Annotated in this window: 15 protein-coding genes; 14 read left to right on the top strand and 1 reads right to left on the bottom strand. The window is 52.3% G+C overall.

Translation table 11 applies throughout. The annotated features are described in order from the left end of the window. Nucleotides 1-116: 116 nt before the first annotated feature. From AC3CB2_RS06795 to dnaE, 3 genes are all read left to right on the top strand, one after another. Nucleotides 117-1,340 carry a lipoprotein-releasing ABC transporter permease subunit gene (locus AC3CB2_RS06795; RefSeq protein WP_352931731.1) on the top strand — a complete coding sequence of 408 codons (1,224 nt, stop codon included), beginning with the start codon at nt 117-119 and terminating at the stop codon, nt 1,338-1,340. After that, entirely contained in the window at nt 1,337-2,071 is a 735-nt protein-coding gene (locus tag AC3CB2_RS06790; RefSeq protein ID WP_425328926.1) for an ABC transporter ATP-binding protein, read from the top strand. The genes AC3CB2_RS06795 and AC3CB2_RS06790 overlap by 4 nt, the downstream gene beginning before the upstream one ends. A gap of 574 nt (nt 2,072-2,645) precedes the next feature. Then, nucleotides 2,646-6,080: a DNA polymerase III subunit alpha gene (gene dnaE / locus AC3CB2_RS06785; protein WP_352929806.1), complete on the top strand. Its 3,435-nt coding sequence runs from the start codon at nt 2,646-2,648 to the stop codon at nt 6,078-6,080. A gap of 105 nt (nt 6,081-6,185) precedes the next feature. Here dnaE and AC3CB2_RS06780 read toward each other — a convergent pair whose 3' ends face one another. Further along, entirely contained in the window at nt 6,186-6,872 is a 687-nt protein-coding gene (locus AC3CB2_RS06780) for a hypothetical protein (RefSeq protein ID WP_352929809.1), read from the bottom strand. Between the two features lie 358 nt (nt 6,873-7,230). On the opposite strand from AC3CB2_RS06780, the gene rpsB reads away from it, so the two are divergent. From rpsB to fabZ, 11 genes are all read left to right on the top strand, one after another. After that, a complete protein-coding gene (rpsB, locus tag AC3CB2_RS06775) occupies nt 7,231-8,028 on the top strand; it encodes a 30S ribosomal protein S2 (RefSeq protein WP_014285935.1) in 798 nt (265 codons plus the stop codon). A 168-nt stretch (nt 8,029-8,196) separates the two neighbouring features. Next, nucleotides 8,197-9,120 carry a translation elongation factor Ts gene (gene tsf, locus AC3CB2_RS06770; protein ID WP_054785282.1) on the top strand — a complete coding sequence of 308 codons (924 nt, stop codon included), beginning with the start codon at nt 8,197-8,199 and terminating at the stop codon, nt 9,118-9,120. Nucleotides 9,121-9,185: 65 nt separating this feature from the next. After that, nucleotides 9,186-9,905, top strand: coding sequence for a UMP kinase (gene pyrH, locus AC3CB2_RS06765; protein ID WP_008546436.1), 720 nt, complete (start codon nt 9,186-9,188; stop codon nt 9,903-9,905). A gap of 97 nt (nt 9,906-10,002) precedes the next feature. Further along, on the top strand, nt 10,003-10,560 hold the full coding sequence (gene frr / locus AC3CB2_RS06760; RefSeq protein ID WP_008546529.1) for a ribosome recycling factor: 558 nt from the start codon (nt 10,003-10,005) through the stop codon (nt 10,558-10,560). A 23-nt stretch (nt 10,561-10,583) separates the two neighbouring features. Continuing rightward, nucleotides 10,584-11,357: an isoprenyl transferase gene (locus AC3CB2_RS06755; protein ID WP_008546902.1), complete on the top strand. Its 774-nt coding sequence runs from the start codon at nt 10,584-10,586 to the stop codon at nt 11,355-11,357. After that, nucleotides 11,357-12,247: a phosphatidate cytidylyltransferase gene (locus AC3CB2_RS06750; protein ID WP_352929816.1), complete on the top strand. Its 891-nt coding sequence runs from the start codon at nt 11,357-11,359 to the stop codon at nt 12,245-12,247. Before AC3CB2_RS06755 ends, AC3CB2_RS06750 begins: the two co-directional genes overlap by 1 nt. 55 nt (nt 12,248-12,302) lie before the next feature. Further along, nucleotides 12,303-13,475: a 1-deoxy-D-xylulose-5-phosphate reductoisomerase gene (gene dxr / locus AC3CB2_RS06745; RefSeq protein ID WP_352929819.1), complete on the top strand. Its 1,173-nt coding sequence runs from the start codon at nt 12,303-12,305 to the stop codon at nt 13,473-13,475. Nucleotides 13,476-13,514: 39 nt separating this feature from the next. Further along, on the top strand, nt 13,515-14,651 hold the full coding sequence (rseP, locus tag AC3CB2_RS06740; protein WP_008547147.1) for an RIP metalloprotease RseP: 1,137 nt from the start codon (nt 13,515-13,517) through the stop codon (nt 14,649-14,651). A 201-nt stretch (nt 14,652-14,852) separates the two neighbouring features. Next, nucleotides 14,853-17,210 (top strand): outer membrane protein assembly factor BamA, encoded by a 2,358-nt coding sequence (gene bamA, locus AC3CB2_RS06735; protein WP_352929822.1) that lies wholly within the window; start codon nt 14,853-14,855, stop codon nt 17,208-17,210. 67 nt (nt 17,211-17,277) lie between these two features. After that, a complete protein-coding gene (gene lpxD / locus AC3CB2_RS06730; RefSeq protein ID WP_352929825.1) occupies nt 17,278-18,342 on the top strand; it encodes a UDP-3-O-(3-hydroxymyristoyl)glucosamine N-acyltransferase in 1,065 nt (354 codons plus the stop codon). A gap of 123 nt (nt 18,343-18,465) precedes the next feature. Next, nucleotides 18,466-18,942 (top strand): 3-hydroxyacyl-ACP dehydratase FabZ, encoded by a 477-nt coding sequence (gene fabZ, locus AC3CB2_RS06725; protein ID WP_014285926.1) that lies wholly within the window; start codon nt 18,466-18,468, stop codon nt 18,940-18,942. The last annotated feature ends 1 nt before the right edge of the window (nt 18,943 follow it).

The following is an 18,943-nucleotide window of genomic DNA, read 5'->3' as shown; positions in this document are numbered from 1 at the left end:
CTCCCTATATTCCACGGAGTAGTTGAACAGGCGGAAACGGAGAATAGTCTAGTATGACGGCAGAGATTCAGGCGGCTCATCCCGGAAAGAACCGGTGGTTTGCACCCTTTGAGTGGATGCTGGCAGGGCGTTATCTGCGCTCCAGACGCAAAGAAACTTTCATTTCTATTATTGCCGGTCTTTCCTTTTTGGGGATCACTTTGGGCGTTGCAACTCTGATCATCGTCATGGCGGTGATGAATGGGTTCCGTACAGAGCTGCTGACCAAAATTCTTGGCATTAACGGGCACGTGCTGGTTCAGCCGATTGATAGCCCGCTCAATGATTATCAGGAAACCTCCGTCAAACTGGTTGGTATCGACGGCGTGGACTTTGCCATGCCGTTTGTTGAAGGGCAAGCGATGATCTCCGGCCCGAGTGCTGACCTTGGTGCCTTGTTCCGCGGTGTTCACAAGTCTGATCTTGATAAGCTGGACCTTGTTTCCGGCAATGTTCTGCTTGGTACGCTGGATGGCTTTGATGAGGGTGAGGGTATCGCGATCGGCTCCCGCCTGGCACGCCAGCTTGGTGTGACGGTTGGGGACACGGTTCGTGTGATTACCCCGCGTGGCAGTATCACCCCAATGGGCATGACGCCGCGTGTGAAGGGATATCCTGTCTCTGCAATCTTCCAGATTGGTATGAGCGAATACGACGGCACTATCGCGTTTATGCCGTTCAATGAAGCGCAGCTTTACTTCAACAAAGAAGGTTTGGCGACCGGCATCGAGGTTTATGCGGATGATCCAGATGCCGTTGGTCCGCTGCGTCCAATGATTGAAGAGGAAGCCGGGCGGCCTGTGTTTGTTTCAGACTGGCGCCAGCGCAACATGACGTTCTTCTCTGCGCTTGAAGTTGAGCGCAACGTGATGTTCCTGATTCTTACGCTGATTGTACTTGTGGCAGCTCTTAACATCATTTCCGGTATGACCATGCTGGTGAAAGACAAGGGTCGTGACATTGCAGTGCTGCGCACCATGGGGGCAACCCGCGGTGCCGTGATGCGGATCTTTATCATCACCGGCGCAAGCATTGGTACTATCGGCACGTTTGCTGGCTTCATTCTGGGCACGGTGGTGTGCTGGAATATTGAGAGCATTCGTCAGGCGATCTCCTGGCTGACAGCGACTGAGCTGTTCTCACCTGAGCTTTACTTCCTCTCCAAGCTTCCGGCTGAGATGGATCCAGGCGAGACGGCGAGTGTTGTGATTATGGCTCTTGTGTTGAGCCTGCTTGCTACGATTTACCCTGCCTGGCGCGCAGCCCGGCTCGATCCTGTTGAGGCTTTGCGCTACGAATGATGAACAAACCAACAAAACCGGTTGCTGGTGTTTCGCTTGAAGGTGAAGACCGTGTTCCTGTGCTCAGCCTGCAGAACGTGGTTCGCAGCTATGATGAAGGTAAGAGCAAGCTGGAGATTTTGAAAGGCGCTGATCTCAACCTCTATGAAGGGGAGATGGTTGCGCTGGTGGCGCCATCTGGTGCTGGTAAATCTACGCTGATGCACCTTGCTGGGTTGCTGGAGAAGCCGCAAAGCGGTGAGGTATTGATTGGTGGGCGTGAGTGCTCCAAGCTCAATGATGATGCGCGCACTGCTATTCGCCGCACTGAGGTTGGGTTCGTCTATCAGTTCCACCAGTTGCTGCCTGAGTTCACCGCGTTGGAGAACATAGCTTTGCCGCAGATGATTTGCGGGCTGAAGCGCAAGGATGCGGAAGAGCGAGCACGTCAGTTGCTCTCCTATATGCGTCTGGCTGAGCGTGAAAGCCATCGTCCGGCAGAGCTTTCTGGTGGTGAGCAGCAGCGTGTTGCCATTGCCCGTGCGGTTGCCAATGCACCGCGTGTGCTACTGGCAGATGAGCCGACAGGAAACCTTGATCCAAATACTTCTCAGTATGTGTTTGAGGCCCTGACTGCTCTGGTGCGTGCTTCCGGTGTGGCGGCGCTGTTGGCGACGCATAACCTGGAACTGGCCAAGCAGATGGACCGCAGGATTACACTTCGCGACGGTAAAGTGGTGGAGCTGCCTTAAGCTGCTTTTGGTGAAAGCCTGAGTAAGAATCAAATGCCAGCGATATGGTCGCTGGCATTTTGCGTTTTAAAGCTCTGTTCTCGTTTTGATGCTGCTGTTCTTGTGGCTCGAGTACCTTTTTAGAGTGTGTGACCGCACGCCTTTTCTTCCAGCATTAACTTTGATCCAGTCCTCAACTCATTGAGTTGATGAGGGAATTGGCTTGCCTAGTTTTCGCAGGACATATGCGTATACCACTCATTAACTATGAGTTTGACCCAGCCGAGTTAGGGGTTGTATAAATGAGAACATTGATAGAACATAACAGATACAAACAGAGTTCAAATTAAGGGTGTTTGTTATGTCATTCGTACTTCGTGAAACAGCAGCATTCGGTTCTATTGTACTTTTTGCAAGCAGCTGCCTGATGTGGGGTGATGCTCTGACACAGATGCTCCCGTAAGTTCCTTGGGAGTAGGCGTTGGGAAACTCGGGATAACCGGTGGTGCGATTTGCCAAGGAATTGCATTTTGCTTTTGGGTCCTCCAAATGAGGTGCTACTGTCGCGCACACCTTGCGAACCAAAAGGCTCAAGATGTCATCTCCAGGATTCGTCCATCTCCGTGTTCACTCAGCTTACTCCCTGCTTGAAGGGGCATTGCCTATCGGCAAGCTGATTGACCTTGCCTCAAAGGATGAGCAGCCAGCACTTGCAATCACGGACAGCGGCAACCTTTTTGGTGCGCTGGAGTTTTCTGAAAAAGCCTTTGGCGCTGGGATGCAGCCAATCATTGGGTGTCAGGTCTCTGTCAACTTCGAAGATCAGCCCGATGTCTCCGGTGATGATGCGGTGAGCGATCTGGTGCTGCTCGCAGCGAACGAGGAGGGCTACGAGAACCTGATGGATCTGGTGTCTCGTGCGTTTCTTGATACGGAGCCCGGGTTCAAGGCGAATGTTCCTATTTCACGCGTACTTGATAAATCAGGTGGCGTGATTGTTCTGACGGGTGCAAGTGAAGGGCCAATCAACTCTCAGCTTCGCGAAGGGCATATAGATCTTGCCAAGTCCCGTCTGGAGCTGTTGCAGAACACGTTTGGGGATCGCCTCTATGTGGAGCTGCAACGCCACAATATGAAAGGTGAGGAAGATGTTGAGCCTGAGCTCCTGAACCTTGCCTATGATCTGAACATTCCAATTGTCGCAACCAACGAAGCGTTCTTCCCGAACCCGGATGATTATGAAGCGCACGATGCGCTGATCGCGATCTCTGAAGGCCGCGTTCTTGTTGAGACCGATCGACGCCAGCTAACACCAGAGCACTGTTTCAAGACCCGCGAGCAGATGATGGAGCTGTTCTCCGATTTGCCGGAGGCGCTTGAGAATTCCGTTGTGATTGCGCAGCGCTGTCATTATCGCCCATTGAAACGCGCGCCGATCCTGCCGCGCTTTGCCGGGGCAGATGCCGATGCGGAAGAAGCAGAACGGGCAGAGGCGGAAGAGCTGACCCGTCAGGCGAAAGAAGGCCTGCAGGCGCGTCTTGATGTGCATGGTCTGGCGCCGGATCTGGAAGAGAAAGATTATTGGGACCGTCTGGACTACGAGCTGGGCATCATTATCCGCATGAAGTTCCCAGGCTACTTCCTGATCGTTGCGGACTTCATCAAGTGGGCGAAGAATGAAGATATTCCGGTGGGGCCGGGGCGTGGTTCCGGTGCGGGTTCGCTGGTTGCGTGGTCACTGACCATTACCGACCTTGACCCTATGCGGTTCTCTCTGCTGTTCGAACGCTTCCTGAACCCGGAACGTGTGTCCATGCCGGACTTTGATATCGACTTCTGCCAGAACCGACGAGAAGAAGTGATCCGGTATGTGCAGCGTAAGTATGGCCGCGAGCAGGTGGCGCAGATCATCACCTACGGAACGCTGCAGGCCAAGGCGGTGCTGCGCGACGTGGGGCGTGTTCTGCAGATGCCATATGGTCAGGTGGACCGCTTGAGTAAGCTGGTGCCTGGTAACCCGGCGAACCCGTGTACCTTGCCTGAGGCGCTGGAACAGGAGCCTCGGCTTCGTGAAGCTGCCAAGCAGGAAGAGGTTGTTGATCGCCTTTTGAAGATGGCGATGAAGCTGGAAGGCCTTTACCGTCACGCCTCTACCCACGCGGCGGGTGTGGTGATTGGTGACCGTCCACTGGAGCAGCTGGTGCCGCTCTACCGAGATCCTCGCTCTGACATGCCGGTTGCCCAGTTCAACATGAAGTGGGTGGAAGCTGCCGGTCTGGTGAAGTTTGACTTCCTTGGCCTCAAAACGCTGACGGTGATTGATACGGCGGTTTCGCATATCAAGAAGCGCGGCATCGAAGTGAAGATTGAAGAAATCCCGATTGATGATCCGCTGACCTATAAGCTTCTGGCTGCAGGTGAGACCGTTGGTGTGTTCCAGCTGGAAAGTCAGGGCATGCGCCGCGCGATTGCGGGGATGCGACCTGACCGCTTTGAAGATATTGTTGCGTTGGTGGCTCTGTATCGTCCGGGCCCGATGGACAACATTCCGATTTACAACGCCGTAAAACATGGCGAGCAGGAGCCTGATTATCTTCACCCATTGCTTGAGCCGATCCTGACAGAGACGAACGGTATTATCGTTTATCAGGAGCAGGTGATGCAGATCGCGCAGGTGCTTTCTGGTTACTCTCTTGGTGAAGCGGATTTGCTGCGCCGTGCGATGGGTAAGAAGATTGCCTCTGAAATGGAGATCCAGCGTGCCCGCTTCGTTGAGGGTGCTGTTGAGCAGAAGGTGGATAAAGACCAGGCCGGTATGATTTACGACCTGGTGGCCAAGTTCGCGAACTACGGCTTCAACAAATCACACGCAGCAGCCTATGCGCTAGTGGCTTATCAGACGGCCTGGCTCAAAGCGAATTATCCGGTGGAGTTCCTCGCCGGTATCATGACGCTCGATCTTGGCAACACTGATAAGCTGAGCGACTTCCGTCAGGAAGCGATGCGCATGGGCATTGAGGTGGTGCCGCCGAACGTCAACAAATCCGGTGTGCACTTTGATGTGCAGGACGGCAAGATCGTTTACGCCATGGGCGCGATCAAGGGCGTGGGGGAACAGGCGGTAGAGCATATTGTAGAGGTGCGTGGTGACGAGCCTTTCAAGGATCTGGCTGACTTTGCGACCCGCATCAGCCCGAAGGTTCTGAACAAGCGGACCATCGAGAACCTGATCTCTGCCGGTGCTTTTGACGAGCTCAATCCAAACCGCGCTCAGTTGTTGGATGGTCTGGATCGCATCATCGGCATGGCGCAGCGTACGGAAGAAAATAAGAATTCGGGGCAGAACGACTTCTTTGGTGGTGACAATGCTCCTGAGCCTTTGATCCTTAATCCGACCGATCCATGGTTGCCGTCGGAGCGCTTGCAAAAGGAGCATGCTGCGGTTGGCTTCTATATCTCCGCGCATCCGCTTGATGAATACCGTGAACTCTTCACCAAATTGCGTGTGCAGCTTTGGAAGGACTTTGAGCGCTCTGTAAAGGCTGGTTCTTCCGCCGGACGTCTGGCGGGTACGGTTACGGCGAAGCAAGAGCGTAAGACGCGCACCGGTAATCAGATGGGCATTGTGCGCATCTCGGACCCAACCGGGCAGTATGAAGCGGTGATGTTTTCTGAGACGCTGAACCAGTGCCGCGATCTTCTGGAGCCGGGAGCTTCTGTTGTGCTGCTTGTGCAGGCGGATATGCGGGACGAGGAAGTCAGCGTTCGTATCTCGCAGGTCGAGCCGCTGGAGAAGGTGGCGGGCAGGGTACATCGAACCCTTCGCATCTTCCTTGGCTCTGATGAGCCGATTGCAAGCCTGCAGCGACAATTGCGCCGCGGTGGGGATGGTGAAGTAAGCTGTGTCGTACTGCTGGATGATGGTCAGCGAGAGGTGGAGGTCAAACTTCCGGGCAATTACCAGCTCTCACCTCAGCTCTCTGGTGCGCTGAAAACACTCCCCGGTGTGATGGACGTCCAGATGTCTTAGCCTGCATTGGCATTTGCAAAAAAGAACCCCGCTGAAGATGATCGGCGGGGTTTGTTGTTTCAGGGCATGTTGCGTTGATTGGTGGTCATGCCATTCACTTCTGTCTTAGAAGATTTTCTGGATGACTTGTTCAGCACAAGCGTAACCAAGGTTTCTGGCGAAGCGGTCTACGCCCTTTTGTCCTTCGTTAGCCAGATCTGTTAAATCTGAGTGATCCATAACGTAGCAGGTAGAGGCGGCGATGATCTTGCCATCCTTGCCGGAAACCAGAAGCGCGCGTCCGCGGTATCGGTAGGCGAGGTTTGCAAACCAACCTGCGCTTTCCATTTCTGATTGATAGAAGACCGTTGATACATCCAGGTAATAGCCGGAGTAGCCAGTTTCCTTGGCAAGCTTGGTGAGAGCTTTTGCGCGTTGTTCCTCGCTGATGGTTGGCTTGCTGTATGGGCCCTTGATCGTGCCTTTAAAGCGGAACTTGTGGGTTTTCTGCAGATATTTAGTCAACCGTTCGCGCATGGCGGTTTGTGGATCGTGCTTTGCTGCCGGAATGGAGGCCATCTCGCCATAGGCGCCAGAGGCTGCATTCATGGCGGTTGTCACAACAACACCCAGAAGGCCATGCTGGATGCCATGGGTGTTGATGTGGCTCTCTTTCACATGCCGGTTCTTGACGGGTTTTACCGCTGATTGGGAGATTGTCTTTGCATCAACGTCAGAAAGCTTGATGGTTTTGGCGCAGCCGCCCAGTGTCATAGCAATAAGTGCTGCTACAACGAGTTTCTTCAGTGCCATATTGAAATGTGTCCGAATTGAGTCTTTTTGTTGATGATTTGTTAACCATGAATTTTTGAGAAAACATAATATGTAATGCGCATACCCACAGTTTGGTTTCGCAGCAGGTTGCTTTGGCTTGAGGGGTAAACTTTCTGGTTGCGTGAGCGCGGTGAGGGGGGATCTGATTTACTAAATCGGGCCTATATGTTGATCTTAAACCTTGAGTGCTTGATCTTCTTGAAAAGGGGTTCTATAAGCGCCCCATCCCGCACGCAGGGCGGGGTTTGTCCTTGTGGCGAGCTCCATCCGGTTAGAGAGTTGCACGGTTGTGCTGCCCTGCGGAGGATTAAACCGGAAAACTAAGGAGAATAAAGGCATGGCTTTGCCTGATTTTACCATGCGCCAGCTGCTTGAAGCAGGCGTACACTTTGGTCACCAGAAGCACCGCTGGAACCCAAAGATGAACAACTACATCTTCGGTGTTCGCAACAACATTCACATTCTTGATCTTGGTCAGACAGTTCCACTTCTGCACCAGGCTCTTAAAGCTGTGTCTGACACTGTTGCTGCTGGTGGTCGCGTGCTTTTGGTTGGTACTAAGCGCCAGGCTCAGGAAGCTGTTGCAGAAGCTGCTCGCAACTCTGCTCAGTACTACGTCAACGCTCGTTGGCTCGGCGGCATGCTGACCAACTGGAAGACGATCTCTCAGTCTATCCAGCGTCTGCGTAAGGTTGAAGAGCTGCTCGACGGTGGTGATGCAAACCGCATGACCAAAAAAGAGCGTCTGTTCCTTGACCGTGAGCGTCAGAAGCTTGAGCGCAACCTTGGTGGTATTAAAGACATGGGCGGTATTCCGGACCTGATCTTTGTTATCGACACCAACCGCGAAGCTAACGCAATTCAGGAAGCTCGTCGCCTGGGCATTCCAGTTGCTGCGATCCTGGATTCCAACTGTGATCCAGATGGCATCACTTACCCAGTTCCGGGTAACGATGATGCTGGTCGTGCAATTACCCTTTACACCGATCTGATCGCTCGCGCTGCTATTGACGGCATCGCACGCGCATCCGGTTCCATGGGTATCGATCTCGGCGAATCTGAAGAACTCCTTGAAGAGCCTGCACTTGCTGAAGAAGCTTCTGAAGAAGCTGCTGCTGACAAGAGCGAAGGCTAAGGTTTTCTCTCGGGAAGCGCATTTATGCGCTTCCCCTCCAGTTTTTATGTGATTGTTTGTGCGCATGCGCCGAACCGTCACAATCGCTATGCGATAAATCGGATAGATCCGTAGGGAAGTCGGTTTCCTCCGATTTTTTTAGACACACTCCCGTCCATGAGGCGTACGATGAGCATTACCGCTGCTATGGTGAAAGAGCTCCGCGAAACTAGCGGTGCTGGCATGATGGATTGTAAAGCTGCCCTGAAAGAAACAGGCGGCGACATGGAAGCTGCAGTTGATTGGCTGCGCACCAAAGGCCTTGCAAAGGCTGCTAAAAAAGCAGGCCGTGTTGCAGCTGAAGGTCTTGTTGCAGTTGCAGCTGAAGGCAACAAAGCTGTTGTTGTTGAGGTTAACTCCGAAACAGACTTCGTTGCACGTAACGACAACTTCCAGAAACTGGTTCGTGACATTGCTGCGACCGCTCTTACCGTTGATGGCGACGTTGAGAAGCTGGCTGCTGCTCCTTACCCAGGCACAGACCGTACTGTTGAAGGCGAAATCAAGGAAGCTGTTGGCACCATCGGTGAAAACATGACCCTTCGTCGTTCTGCTGGTCTGTCTGTTTCCGAAGGTGTTGTTGCTTCTTACATGCACAACGCTGCTGGCGAAGGCCTCGGCAAGATCGGTGTTCTGGTTGGTCTTGAATCTGCAGGCGATGCAGACAAGCTAGCAGCACTGGGCAAGCAGATCGCAATGCACGTTGCTGCGACCAACCCAATGGCACTGAACACTGACGAACTGGATCCAGAAGCAGTTGAGCGTGAGCGCACTGTTTACATGGAACAGGCTCGTGAGTCCGGTAAGCCTGAAAACATCATCGAAAAGATGGTTGAAGGTCGCCTGCGTAAGTTCTATGAAGAAGTTACACTGGTTAAGCAGTCATTCGTTATCAACCCTGATCTGACTGTAGAGAAGGCCGTTGAAGAAGCAGCTAAAGAAATCGGTTCTCCAATCAAACTCACCGGCTTTGTTCGCATTGCCCTTGGTGAAGGTATTGAAAAAGAAGAAACAGATTTCGCAGCTGAAGTTGCTGCTGCTGCTGGTAACTAATTTATTGAGGGCGTCGACTCAGTCGACGCCCTCTTTGTATCTGGATGCATGAAAAGAGGTTTACTATGTCTGATGGTGTTCGCTGGAAACGAGTTCTTCTGAAACTTTCAGGGGAAGCGCTGATGGGCGACCAGGACTTTGGCATCGATCCAAAGGTGGTTGAACGGGTAGCGGCGGAAATTTCAGAGGCTGTAAACCTGGGTGCGCAGTTCGGCATCGTTGTTGGTGGTGGTAACATCTTCCGTGGTGTGGCTTTGGCTGCCAAAGGCGGAAACCGTGTCACCGGTGACCACATGGGTATGCTGGCGACAATCATGAACTCGCTCACGCTTGCCGATGCCCTGCGTCAGCGCGGTATTCAGGCGCGTGTGCTTTCTGCTGTTCCGGTTCCTTCTATTTGTGAGAGCTTTACTCAGCGCGGTGCAGAGCGTTACATGGAAGACGGGGACGTTATTCTGTTTGCTGGTGGTACGGGCAATCCGTTCTTTACCACTGATTCTGGTGCGGCGCTGCGCGCAGCAGAGATGCAGTGCGATGTGTTCCTTAAGGGTACCAGTGTTGATGGCGTTTATGACGCTGATCCTAAGCTGAAGCCTGATGCGAAGCGTTTTGAGACGCTTACACCAGGGGAAGTTCTTGAAAAGAACCTGAAAGTCATGGATGCGACCGCGATTGCACTTGCCCGAGACAACTCTATTCCTGTAGTTGTCTTTTCCATCAAGACCTCCGGCGCGCTTGTTAATGTGCTGCGCGGGCAGGGGCTATTTACGGTCATTGAAGACTGATCAACGTCAACTGGCGTTTTAAAAGTTAGAATTTGACCCGGGCCGGTTTTCAATTTTCGGAAGCCGGTCCGATAAATGATAGGTGAAAGAGGAAATTATGTCAGAGCTGGACTATGACGATCTTGACCGCCGCATGAATGGTGCGATCACAGCTTTGAAGCATGAATTTGCTGGTCTTCGTACTGGTCGTGCTTCTGCAAGTATGCTGGACACAATCAGTGTGGACGCTTATGGCGCTCCAATGCCGATCAACCAGGTCGCAACAGTAAGTGTTCCAGAGCCTCGCATGCTTTCTGTTCAGGTCTGGGACAAGTCCATGGTTGCTGCCACTGAAAAGGCAATCCGTGAATCCAGCCTTGGTCTGAACCCTGTTGTGGATGGTCAGATCCTGCGTCTGCCAATTCCTGAGCTTAATGAAGAGCGTCGTCAAGAACTCGTCAAAGTTGCGCATAAATATGCCGAGCAAGCAAAGATCGCTGCACGTCATGTTCGCCGTGATGGTATGGACACCATCAAAAAGCTCGAAAAAGCTGGTGAAATGAGCGAAGACGATGCGCGTTCTGCTTCTGACATGGTTCAGAAGATGACTGACGACATCATTGGCGAAGTCGATTCCGTACTTGCCAAAAAAGAACAGGAGATCAAGCAGGTTTAATCCTGTTTGAGAGCGGGGACTATATGACGGCGACTGTTGAATTTGAGGCAGTAGATACAAATTCCGACATCGGACTTTTGAGTGTGCCTCGTCACGTCGCCATCATCATGGATGGCAATGGGCGTTGGGCTCAGCGTCGTGGTCTTCCGCGTACTGAAGGGCATCGGCGCGGTGTGAAAACACTGCGCGAAGCCGTTAAACACGCACAAAAGCGCGGGATCTCCTACCTGACGCTGTTTAGTTTTTCCTCCGAGAACTGGTCGCGCCCGCAACAGGAAGTTTCCTTCCTGATGGCTTTGCTGCGCCGGTTTGTCTACGACGACCTGAAAGATCTGGTGAAAGCCAATGTGAAGGTTCGCGTTATCGGATCCAAGGAAAATCTCGATAAATCCATGCTGACCCTGCTTAATGATGCGGAGCAGAAAACTGCGCATTGCACCGGGTTGGTCCTGGTGATTGCTTTTAACTACGGTGCGCGGGACGAATATGTCCGGGCTGCCCGTAAGCTGGCCGAACGCGTGGAAGCTGGTGAGTTGAAGGCTGCTGACATCGGGGAGGATGATGTCAGCGCTTGTCTGGATACCCATGAAATGCCGGATCCGGACCTCATTGTCCGCACGGGGGGAGAGCAGCGTCTTTCCAACTTCCTGTTGTGGCAGGCAGCATATGCCGAATTCTATTTCGCTCCTACGCCCTGGCCTGAGTTCGATTCAGGTGCTTTTGACGATGCTTTGCTGGCGTTCTCTAACCGCGATCGGCGGTACGGGGGTTTGAGCTCTGACGCGACTGGGACGTAATGCCTGATAAAAACAATCAGAACAATTCTGAAGGCGCCTCCGGAGGAATTATCCGGCGCGTACTTAATGCAAACCCTGATTTGCTGGTACGCGCTCTTTCCGCAGTTATTCTAGCTCCTGTCGCCTTGGCGCTGACATGGGCAGGTGGTTTCTGGTTTGCCGGTCTTGTGCTGGTTGGTATGCTGATTGTTTATTGGGAATGGTACAAGATCATTCTGCAAAACACCCAGCGTCCTGTTGTGCTGTTGGGTTACCTGTTTCTTCTGTTTATTGGATTTGCCTATTTTCAGGCCCAGCCGCTCTGGATTGCCGGTGCGCTGATTGCGGGTGCCGTGGTGCTCTATAGCGCTGGTGGTTTCGACCGTGTTTCGCGCTGGGTGAGTGAAGGCTATGTTTATGCTGGCCTGACTTTTGTTTCGCTTCTGGCATTGCGGGAAGGGGATGAAGGTCTGTTCTTCATCATTTACCTCTTCCTCGTGGTCTGGGGTACTGACATTGCAGCCTATGTCTGTGGTCGCAGCTTTGGTGGTCCTAAGCTTTGGCCTGCTGTTTCTCCAAATAAGACCTGGAGCGGCGCGCTTGGCGGCGTGTTCTTCTCTTCCCTGCTGGGAATGGGTTTTGTTGCTGCTGTTGGTGGATCTCAACTGATTTGGGCGTTTGGCCTTGCTGTTGTGCTTTCTGCGGTCTCCCAGCTTGGTGATCTGTTTGAAAGTTCCATGAAGCGTCGCTTTAAAGTTAAGGACTCCAGCCGTCTCATTCCTGGGCATGGCGGCCTGCTTGATCGTGTGGATGGTCTTGTTGCGGCTGCAGTGTTCTCCTATGTGATTGGTGTTGTGCTTGGCGGTCAGCTGTTTAATCCAAACGCTGGGTTGATGCTCTTTGCGTCCTAAGGATGCCTGTTTACAGCTTCATGTGCTGAGTGTTTGATTTGCAAGGGTTGTTGATATGACAAAGTCCCTCTCAGTGTTGGGAGCAACCGGATCGGTTGGAGCCAGTACGCTCAAAGTTATCGCCCACAGCCCTGAGCGCTATGAGGTCAACGCACTTGTTGCGGGCCGGAATGTTGAGGCACTTGCCAAAGCGTGCCGCGAAACCAATGCAAAACGTGCTGTGATCGGCGATGCCACCAAGTATGAGGAGCTGAAGGATGCTTTGGCCGGTACTGGTGTTGAGGTTTCTGCAGGCCGTGCTGCGGTGCTGGAAGCGGCTGGTCAGAAAGTTGATCTGCTTGTTTCAGCCATGGTTGGTGCGGCTGGGTTGGAGCCGACCGTTGAAGGCATCAAGGCTGGCAGTAATATTGCGCTGGCTAATAAAGAGACCATGGTATGTGCAGGCACTATTGTATGTGGGCTTACTGAGAAGCACGGCTCCAAACTGCTGCCAATGGACTCTGAGCATAATGCGATCTTTCAGGTGTTTGAGCAGGATGACCCTAAAGCCGTCGACAAGGTGATTGTCACTGCATCTGGTGGGCCGTTCCGTAAATCCACACTGGACGAGATGCGGGTTGCTACGCCTGAGATGGCTTTGAAGCATCCAAACTGGTCCATGGGGCAGCGCATCACCATAGATAGTGCGTCCATGGTGAACAAGGGTTTGGAGCTGATTGAAGCTTTCCATTTGTTCCCGATTACGGCGGATCAGCTGGATGTGGTGGTCCATCCACAATCAATTGTCCATGGGATGGTTAGATATTGTGATGGGTCATTATTGGCCCATATGTCTGTTCCGGATATGTGTGGACCTATTGCTCACTGTCTGGCCTGGCCAACCCGCAAGACAGCTCCGGTTGCGGATCTTGATCTGGGGATGATCGGGCGTCTGGACTTTGAAAAGCCTGATTTAGAGCGTTTTCCTGCTCTTTCACTCGCACGGCGTGTGATGGAGATGGGTGACGGGGCAGGCACTGTTTTTAATGCAGCTGACGAAGTTGCTGTGGAAGCGTTTCTTGGACGGAAGATCGGTTTCCTGCAGATACCAGAGCTTCTTGAGGATGTTCTGAATCGGCTTCATACGCAAAATATGCTAGATTGTTCAGATCAGCTGGAGGAGATTCTTCAGTTGGATCAGGTAGCGCGTCGAGTTGCAAACGAAGTTATTGGGAAGATGGCTGCCTAATCCGGCGCTTCCTGCAAAAAATAAGGTAAGGCTGTTCGCATGGACGTTCTGAGTTCAGTTCTTGGTGGTTCGCTCGGAGTCATCATCCCTTTCTTGGCTGTGCTTACCGTGGTCGTGTTTTTCCATGAACTGGGGCATTTTCTCGTTGCGCGCTGGTGCGGCGTCAGGGTTCTTGCGTTTTCAGTTGGGTTTGGGCCGGAGCTGTTTGGTCGTGACGATAAACACGGTACGCGCTGGAAGGTTTGTGCCATCCCGCTGGGTGGCTATGTGAAGTTCTCCGGTGATGAGAATGCTGCAAGTGTTCCTGACCGTGATGAGCAAGCCAGAATGGATGAAGAGACGCGCCGGACTGCATTCTTTGCAAAGAACCCGTGGCAGCGCTCCGCAATTGTGGCCGCAGGGCCTATTGCCAATTTTATCCTCGCTATTCTTATCTTTGCAGCAATGTTTGGATTTTTAGGAAAATACGAAACATTGCCGCGCGTGGATCAGGTGCGTCCGGGCAGTGCCGCCGAGATGGCTGGCATGATGCCAGGGGACCTGATTGTTGCCATTGATGGCAGCCCTGTGGAGAGCTTCAGTGATGTACAGCGTCTCGTGACCGCGAGCGCAGGCGTTCCGATGGAAATCGATGTCGAGCGCGGAGATGCGATTGAGCGTCTGACTGCAACGCCGGAACTGCAGGAAATTAGTGATGGTTTTGGAAACACTCAGAAAGTTGGCATTCTGGGTATTCAGAGGAATACTTCCCAAGAAGATATCATAGTGAAGCGATTTGGCCCCGTGGAAGCCGTAGGTGAAGGGGTAAAAGAGACATGGTATATTCTAGACAGGACATTGGGTTATATTGGCGGTCTCTTCCTTGGTAAAGAAGATCCGGATCAACTGGGTGGTCCGATTCGCGTAGCGCAAATTTCAGGGCAAGTTGCGACCCATGGTATTTTACCGCTAATTAACCTTACCGCAGTTTTGTCAATTTCTATTGGTTTACTCAACCTCATGCCGGTTCCCATGCTGGATGGGGGGCACTTGCTGTACTACATCATCGAGATTGTAAGGGGGAAGCCGTTGAGTGAAAAACTGCAGGATTTCGGGTTCCGTATCGGAATCACTCTGGTTCTACTTCTAATGGTTTTTGCGACCTGGAATGATCTGCGGTCGATAATCGGCTCTTAGGTAAGTTGCGTAACCGAAGGTTGGGCAAAGGATTGGGCAAATTGCATTAAATCCGGTTGTGGCGCCTTGCTTTACTCTGAAAACCTTGTACAAAGTTCCTAGGTGTTTCAGATTCTATCCATTACCCTGAGGCGCATTAGTGATCTGAGGATCAGGGGACTAGTGCAACTTCAGGCTGAAAATAAAAGGCATAGCAGTTCTATGCAGTCATTTAAGAACCTGTCACGTGTGTCGCTTTTGGCAATGGCCGTTGCAGCTACTAGTACAGTTGCTCCGGTTGGGGTTCCGTTCATCGGAGCAGGGGTTGCCGAGGCCGCGGTGGTTAACAAGATTGTAGTCAATGGTGCTACCCGCATCGAAGATGAAACAGTTCGTAACTACCTGACTATCCGTCCAGGAAAATCGTTTTCTGCAATTGATATCGACGAGAGCCTGACTACGCTTTATGCGACCGGTCTGTTTGCTGATGTTTCCATCGAGCAGCGCGGCGGCACTCTTGTTGTTGATGTTAAAGAAAACCCAGTTATCGGCAAAATCTCCTTTGAAGGTAACAAGCGACTGACAGACCAGGCTCTGCAATCAGTTGTGCGTTCTTCCGAGCGGTCCATGCTGACACGGGCGCGTGTTCAGTCTGATGCTCAGAACCTTCTGGAAGCTTATCGTCGCTCCGGTCGCTATCGTGCGTCTGTTGAGCCGAAGATTATTGAGCGTGCCAATAACCGTGTGGATCTGGTTTTTGAAATTGAAGAAGGTGATAAGACAGGCGTTGCCCGTATTTCCTTCATCGGTAACAAAGCTTTCTCCGACGGCTACCTGCGTGAGCAGATCCAGACCCGCGAAAGTGGTTTCCTTGGCTGGTTGCGTACAACCGACGTTTATGACCCGGACCGCCTTGAGGTGGATCAGGAAGCTCTGCGTCAGTTCTACTACCAGAAGGGTTACGCTGACTTCCGCGTTGTTTCTGCCGTTGCAGATCTGGACCGCGAGCAGAACATCTTCTACGTAACTTTCACGGTTGATGAAGGTGAACAGTACGAGTTCGGTGATATCGAAATCGATACTTCTCTGTCCGCGATCGATCCAGAAGCGATGCGTCAGTACCTGCGCACTCAGTCTGGTGATACTTACAACTCTCTCGAAGTTGAAAAGACGCTTGAAGCTCTGACGCTGGAAGTTTCCAAAGCAGGCTACGCGTTCGCTCAGGTTCGCCCTCGCGGTGAGCGTGACTACGAGAATAAGACTGTTTCGATCACTTACCTGATCGAAGAAGGTCCTCGTGTTTATGTTGAGCGTATCAATGTTCGCGGTAATGATCGTACGCGTGAATACGTGATCCGCCGCGAGTTCGATCTCGCTGAAGGTGATGCTTACAACCGAATCCTGTTGGATAAGGCTGAGCGTCGTCTGCGTAACACTCGTTACTTCAAGAATGTTCGCATTACCCGCCAGCAGGGCAGCGCTCCTGACCGTGTGATCATCAATGTGGATGTTGAAGAGCAGCCAACCGGTGAAGTTTCATTCGGTGTGGGTTACTCCACCTCCGATGGTGTGATCGGTGATATCTCCATCACCGAGCGCAACTTCCTTGGCCGTGGTCAGTACGTGAAAGCTGCTGTTGGTGGTGGTACCGATAACCAGAAGTATGAGTTCAAGTTCGTTGAACCATTCTTCATGGGCCGCCGTATCTCCGCAGGTCTGGATGTATACCGCCGCGTATACGACCAGAACAGCACACGTGCATACGAAGAGCAGACAACTGGTGGTGCAGTGAACTTCGGTCTTCCGCTTCGTGAAGACGAGTTGACGCTGAACCTGTTCTACAAGCTTTATCAGCGTGATCTGACCCGTAGTGACTCTACTGGTATTAGTGATTGTGCAGACGGTGTGTCTTTGGGTGTTTGTGACTCACTCGGTCAATACACGACGTCTCTTGCTGGCTTCTCTTTTGTCTACAATACGCTGGATAACAACCTGAACCCGCGCGATGGTTATGTTGCTTCTTATGAGCAGGAAATTGCCGGTCTGGGTGGTGAATCTCAGTATCTTCGCGGTCAAGTTAAAGCGAGTGCATTCGAAGAGCTTTACGCTGAATGGGGTCTTGTTGGCTTTGTGAAGGGTTCAGCTGGTTACATCGAATCCATCGGAAATCGTCTGCGTGTAACGGACCAGTTCCAGGGCTCTCCTGATCGTATTCGTGGTTTTGCAACCAACGGTTATGGTCCACGTGATGAGACCGGTGGTGATGCACTTGGTGGTAAGTACTACGTTGCTGGTACTGTTGAAGGTCAGTTCCCGTTCCCGGTCTTCCCTGAAGAACTTGGATTGTCTGGTGCAGTCTTTGCTGATGCAGGTTCCTTGTGGGGTATCGACAGCGAACTTTCCAGTGTGATTGGCGACACCATCCAGTCTGAAGACTTCGATCTGCGTGCATCCGTGGGCTTTGGTGTGCTTTGGCAGTCTCCGTTTGGACCGCTGCGTGCTGACTTTGCTTGGCCTGTGCTCAAAAACGATGTTGATGAAACGCAGGTATTCAAGCTCAGTGGTGGTACACGCTTCTGATCCGCTTAAAATTTGATTATAATCGGTCGCCGAAACCCTCGGCGGCCGATTTTTTTTGTAGGACCCTATGACAGAACCATCAAATCAGTCTGAAATGAGCCCGGTTTTCTTCCCTGAAGCTCAAACAATAACAGTTAAGCAAGTTGCTGAATGGGCTGGGGCAGAGATTGTTCGTGGTGATCGTGAGCTGACCATTTCCGGTGTCGCTCCGTTGGATGAAGGCGTTCCTGGAACGCTCGTGTTCATCGATAACCCTAAGTATCTGGATCAGCTTGAAGGCACAAAGGCAACGGCTTGTCTGGTGAGCAAGAAGCATCTGGAGAAGGTTCCTGAAGGTGTTGTTCCGCTGCTTGCTAAAGAGCCGTATCGTTCGTTGGCGAAGGTTCTGGCGGAGCTCTATCCGGATGCTATGCGGCCGCTTCCTGTAACTTGCGAAACTTCTGTTAGCCCGCGTGCTTATGTTGAAGAGAGTGCTAAGCTGGGCGAAGGTGTTGTTGTTGAAGCGGGTGCCGTGATTGGCGCTGACGTGGTGATTGGGGCTGGGTCTCGCATTGGTCCGAATGCAGTGATTGCTGCCAACTGTCAGTTGGGTGAGAATTGTTCCATTGGAGCAAACGCCAGCCTGCAGCATTCCGTGCTTGGTGACCGCGTCATTATTCACCCAAACGTAAGCTTGGGGCAGGATGGCTTTGGTTTTGCGATGGGTCCAGGCGGACATATCAAGGTTCCCCAGCTGGGCCGAGTTATGCTAGGAAATGATGTTGAAATTGGTGCTGGCTCCTGTATAGACCGCGGTGCGAACCGTGATACGACTGTGGGCGATGGGACCAAGATTGATAATCAGGTTCAGGTTGGCCACAACGTGAATATCGGCAAGCACTGTGTGATTGTTTCTCAGGTGGGGATTTCCGGAAGTTCGACCCTTGAGGACTACGTCGTTCTGGGCGGGCAGGCTGGTGTTTCCGGTCATGTTCGCATTGGAATGGGTGCGCAGGTTGCTGGTGTGAGTGCTGTACACGACGATCTGGCGCCAGGTGGGCGTTATGGTGGTGTTCCGGCACGGCCGATCCGTGAGTGGTTCAAGGAAATGACCGTACTGCGTCGTCTGACGTCTCAGAGCGGCAAGAAGTAACAGATTAGAACCGGGAGTTTCTCCCGAAAGTTAACTGGGGTGGCTGGTGAACGAGGAGGGCGTGTCCTCACTGTCTCTATGAGAGGCGAGCGCCAGTCCAACCAATATTGCTGAGGCATTATTATGAGTGATGTAGAGACCAAAACACTGGAAACTGCGGATATCATGCGGGTTATGGAGCTGCTGCCCCACCGCTATCCATTCCTGATGATTGACCGTATCGTAGATATGGACGGTGATAATTCTGGTGTTGGTATCAAGAATGTAACCATCAATGAGCCACATTTTCAGGGGCATTTTCCTAGCCAGCCTGTAATGCCGGGTGTTCTGCTTATCGAAGCGATGGCTCAGACTGCTGGTGCGCTTTGCGTTCATGCCCGTGAAAAGACGGATGTGCCTTCTCTGGTTTACTTTATGACCATCGATAAGTGTAAGTTCCGTAAGCCAGTGGTTCCTGGTGATCAGGTCCGCTTTCATGTGAAGAAGATCCGCAACCGCGCAACCATCTGGAAGTTCGAAGGTGTTGCAATGGTTGATGGTCAGAAGGTCGCTGAAGCTGAAATCAGCGCGATGCTTGTCGATTCAGACGAGGCGAATTGAG

Source organism: Pseudovibrio sp. SCP20 (assembly GCF_057774105.1).
Note: the sequence above shows the minus strand (reverse complement) of the source record. Positions and strands in the feature narration are given on the sequence as shown.

Excerpts from the sequence above, each read along its gene's own strand:
- AC3CB2_RS06795 (WP_352931731.1), top strand. The coding sequence starts at position 117 with ATGCTGGCAGGGCGTTATCTGCGCTCCAGACGCAAAGAAACTTTCATT.
- AC3CB2_RS06790 (WP_425328926.1), top strand. The coding sequence starts at position 1,337 with ATGATGAACAAACCAACAAAACCGGTTGCTGGTGTTTCGCTTGAAGGT.
- dnaE (WP_352929806.1), top strand. The coding sequence starts at position 2,646 with ATGTCATCTCCAGGATTCGTCCATCTCCGTGTTCACTCAGCTTACTCC.
- AC3CB2_RS06780 (WP_352929809.1), bottom strand. The coding sequence starts at position 6,872 with ATGGCACTGAAGAAACTCGTTGTAGCAGCACTTATTGCTATGACACTG.
- rpsB (WP_014285935.1), top strand. The coding sequence starts at position 7,231 with ATGGCTTTGCCTGATTTTACCATGCGCCAGCTGCTTGAAGCAGGCGTA.
- tsf (WP_054785282.1), top strand. The coding sequence starts at position 8,197 with ATGAGCATTACCGCTGCTATGGTGAAAGAGCTCCGCGAAACTAGCGGT.
- pyrH (WP_008546436.1), top strand. The coding sequence starts at position 9,186 with ATGTCTGATGGTGTTCGCTGGAAACGAGTTCTTCTGAAACTTTCAGGG.
- frr (WP_008546529.1), top strand. The coding sequence starts at position 10,003 with ATGTCAGAGCTGGACTATGACGATCTTGACCGCCGCATGAATGGTGCG.
- AC3CB2_RS06755 (WP_008546902.1), top strand. The coding sequence starts at position 10,584 with ATGACGGCGACTGTTGAATTTGAGGCAGTAGATACAAATTCCGACATC.
- AC3CB2_RS06750 (WP_352929816.1), top strand. The coding sequence starts at position 11,357 with ATGCCTGATAAAAACAATCAGAACAATTCTGAAGGCGCCTCCGGAGGA.
- dxr (WP_352929819.1), top strand. The coding sequence starts at position 12,303 with ATGACAAAGTCCCTCTCAGTGTTGGGAGCAACCGGATCGGTTGGAGCC.
- rseP (WP_008547147.1), top strand. The coding sequence starts at position 13,515 with ATGGACGTTCTGAGTTCAGTTCTTGGTGGTTCGCTCGGAGTCATCATC.
- bamA (WP_352929822.1), top strand. The coding sequence starts at position 14,853 with ATGCAGTCATTTAAGAACCTGTCACGTGTGTCGCTTTTGGCAATGGCC.
- lpxD (WP_352929825.1), top strand. The coding sequence starts at position 17,278 with ATGACAGAACCATCAAATCAGTCTGAAATGAGCCCGGTTTTCTTCCCT.
- fabZ (WP_014285926.1), top strand. The coding sequence starts at position 18,466 with ATGAGTGATGTAGAGACCAAAACACTGGAAACTGCGGATATCATGCGG.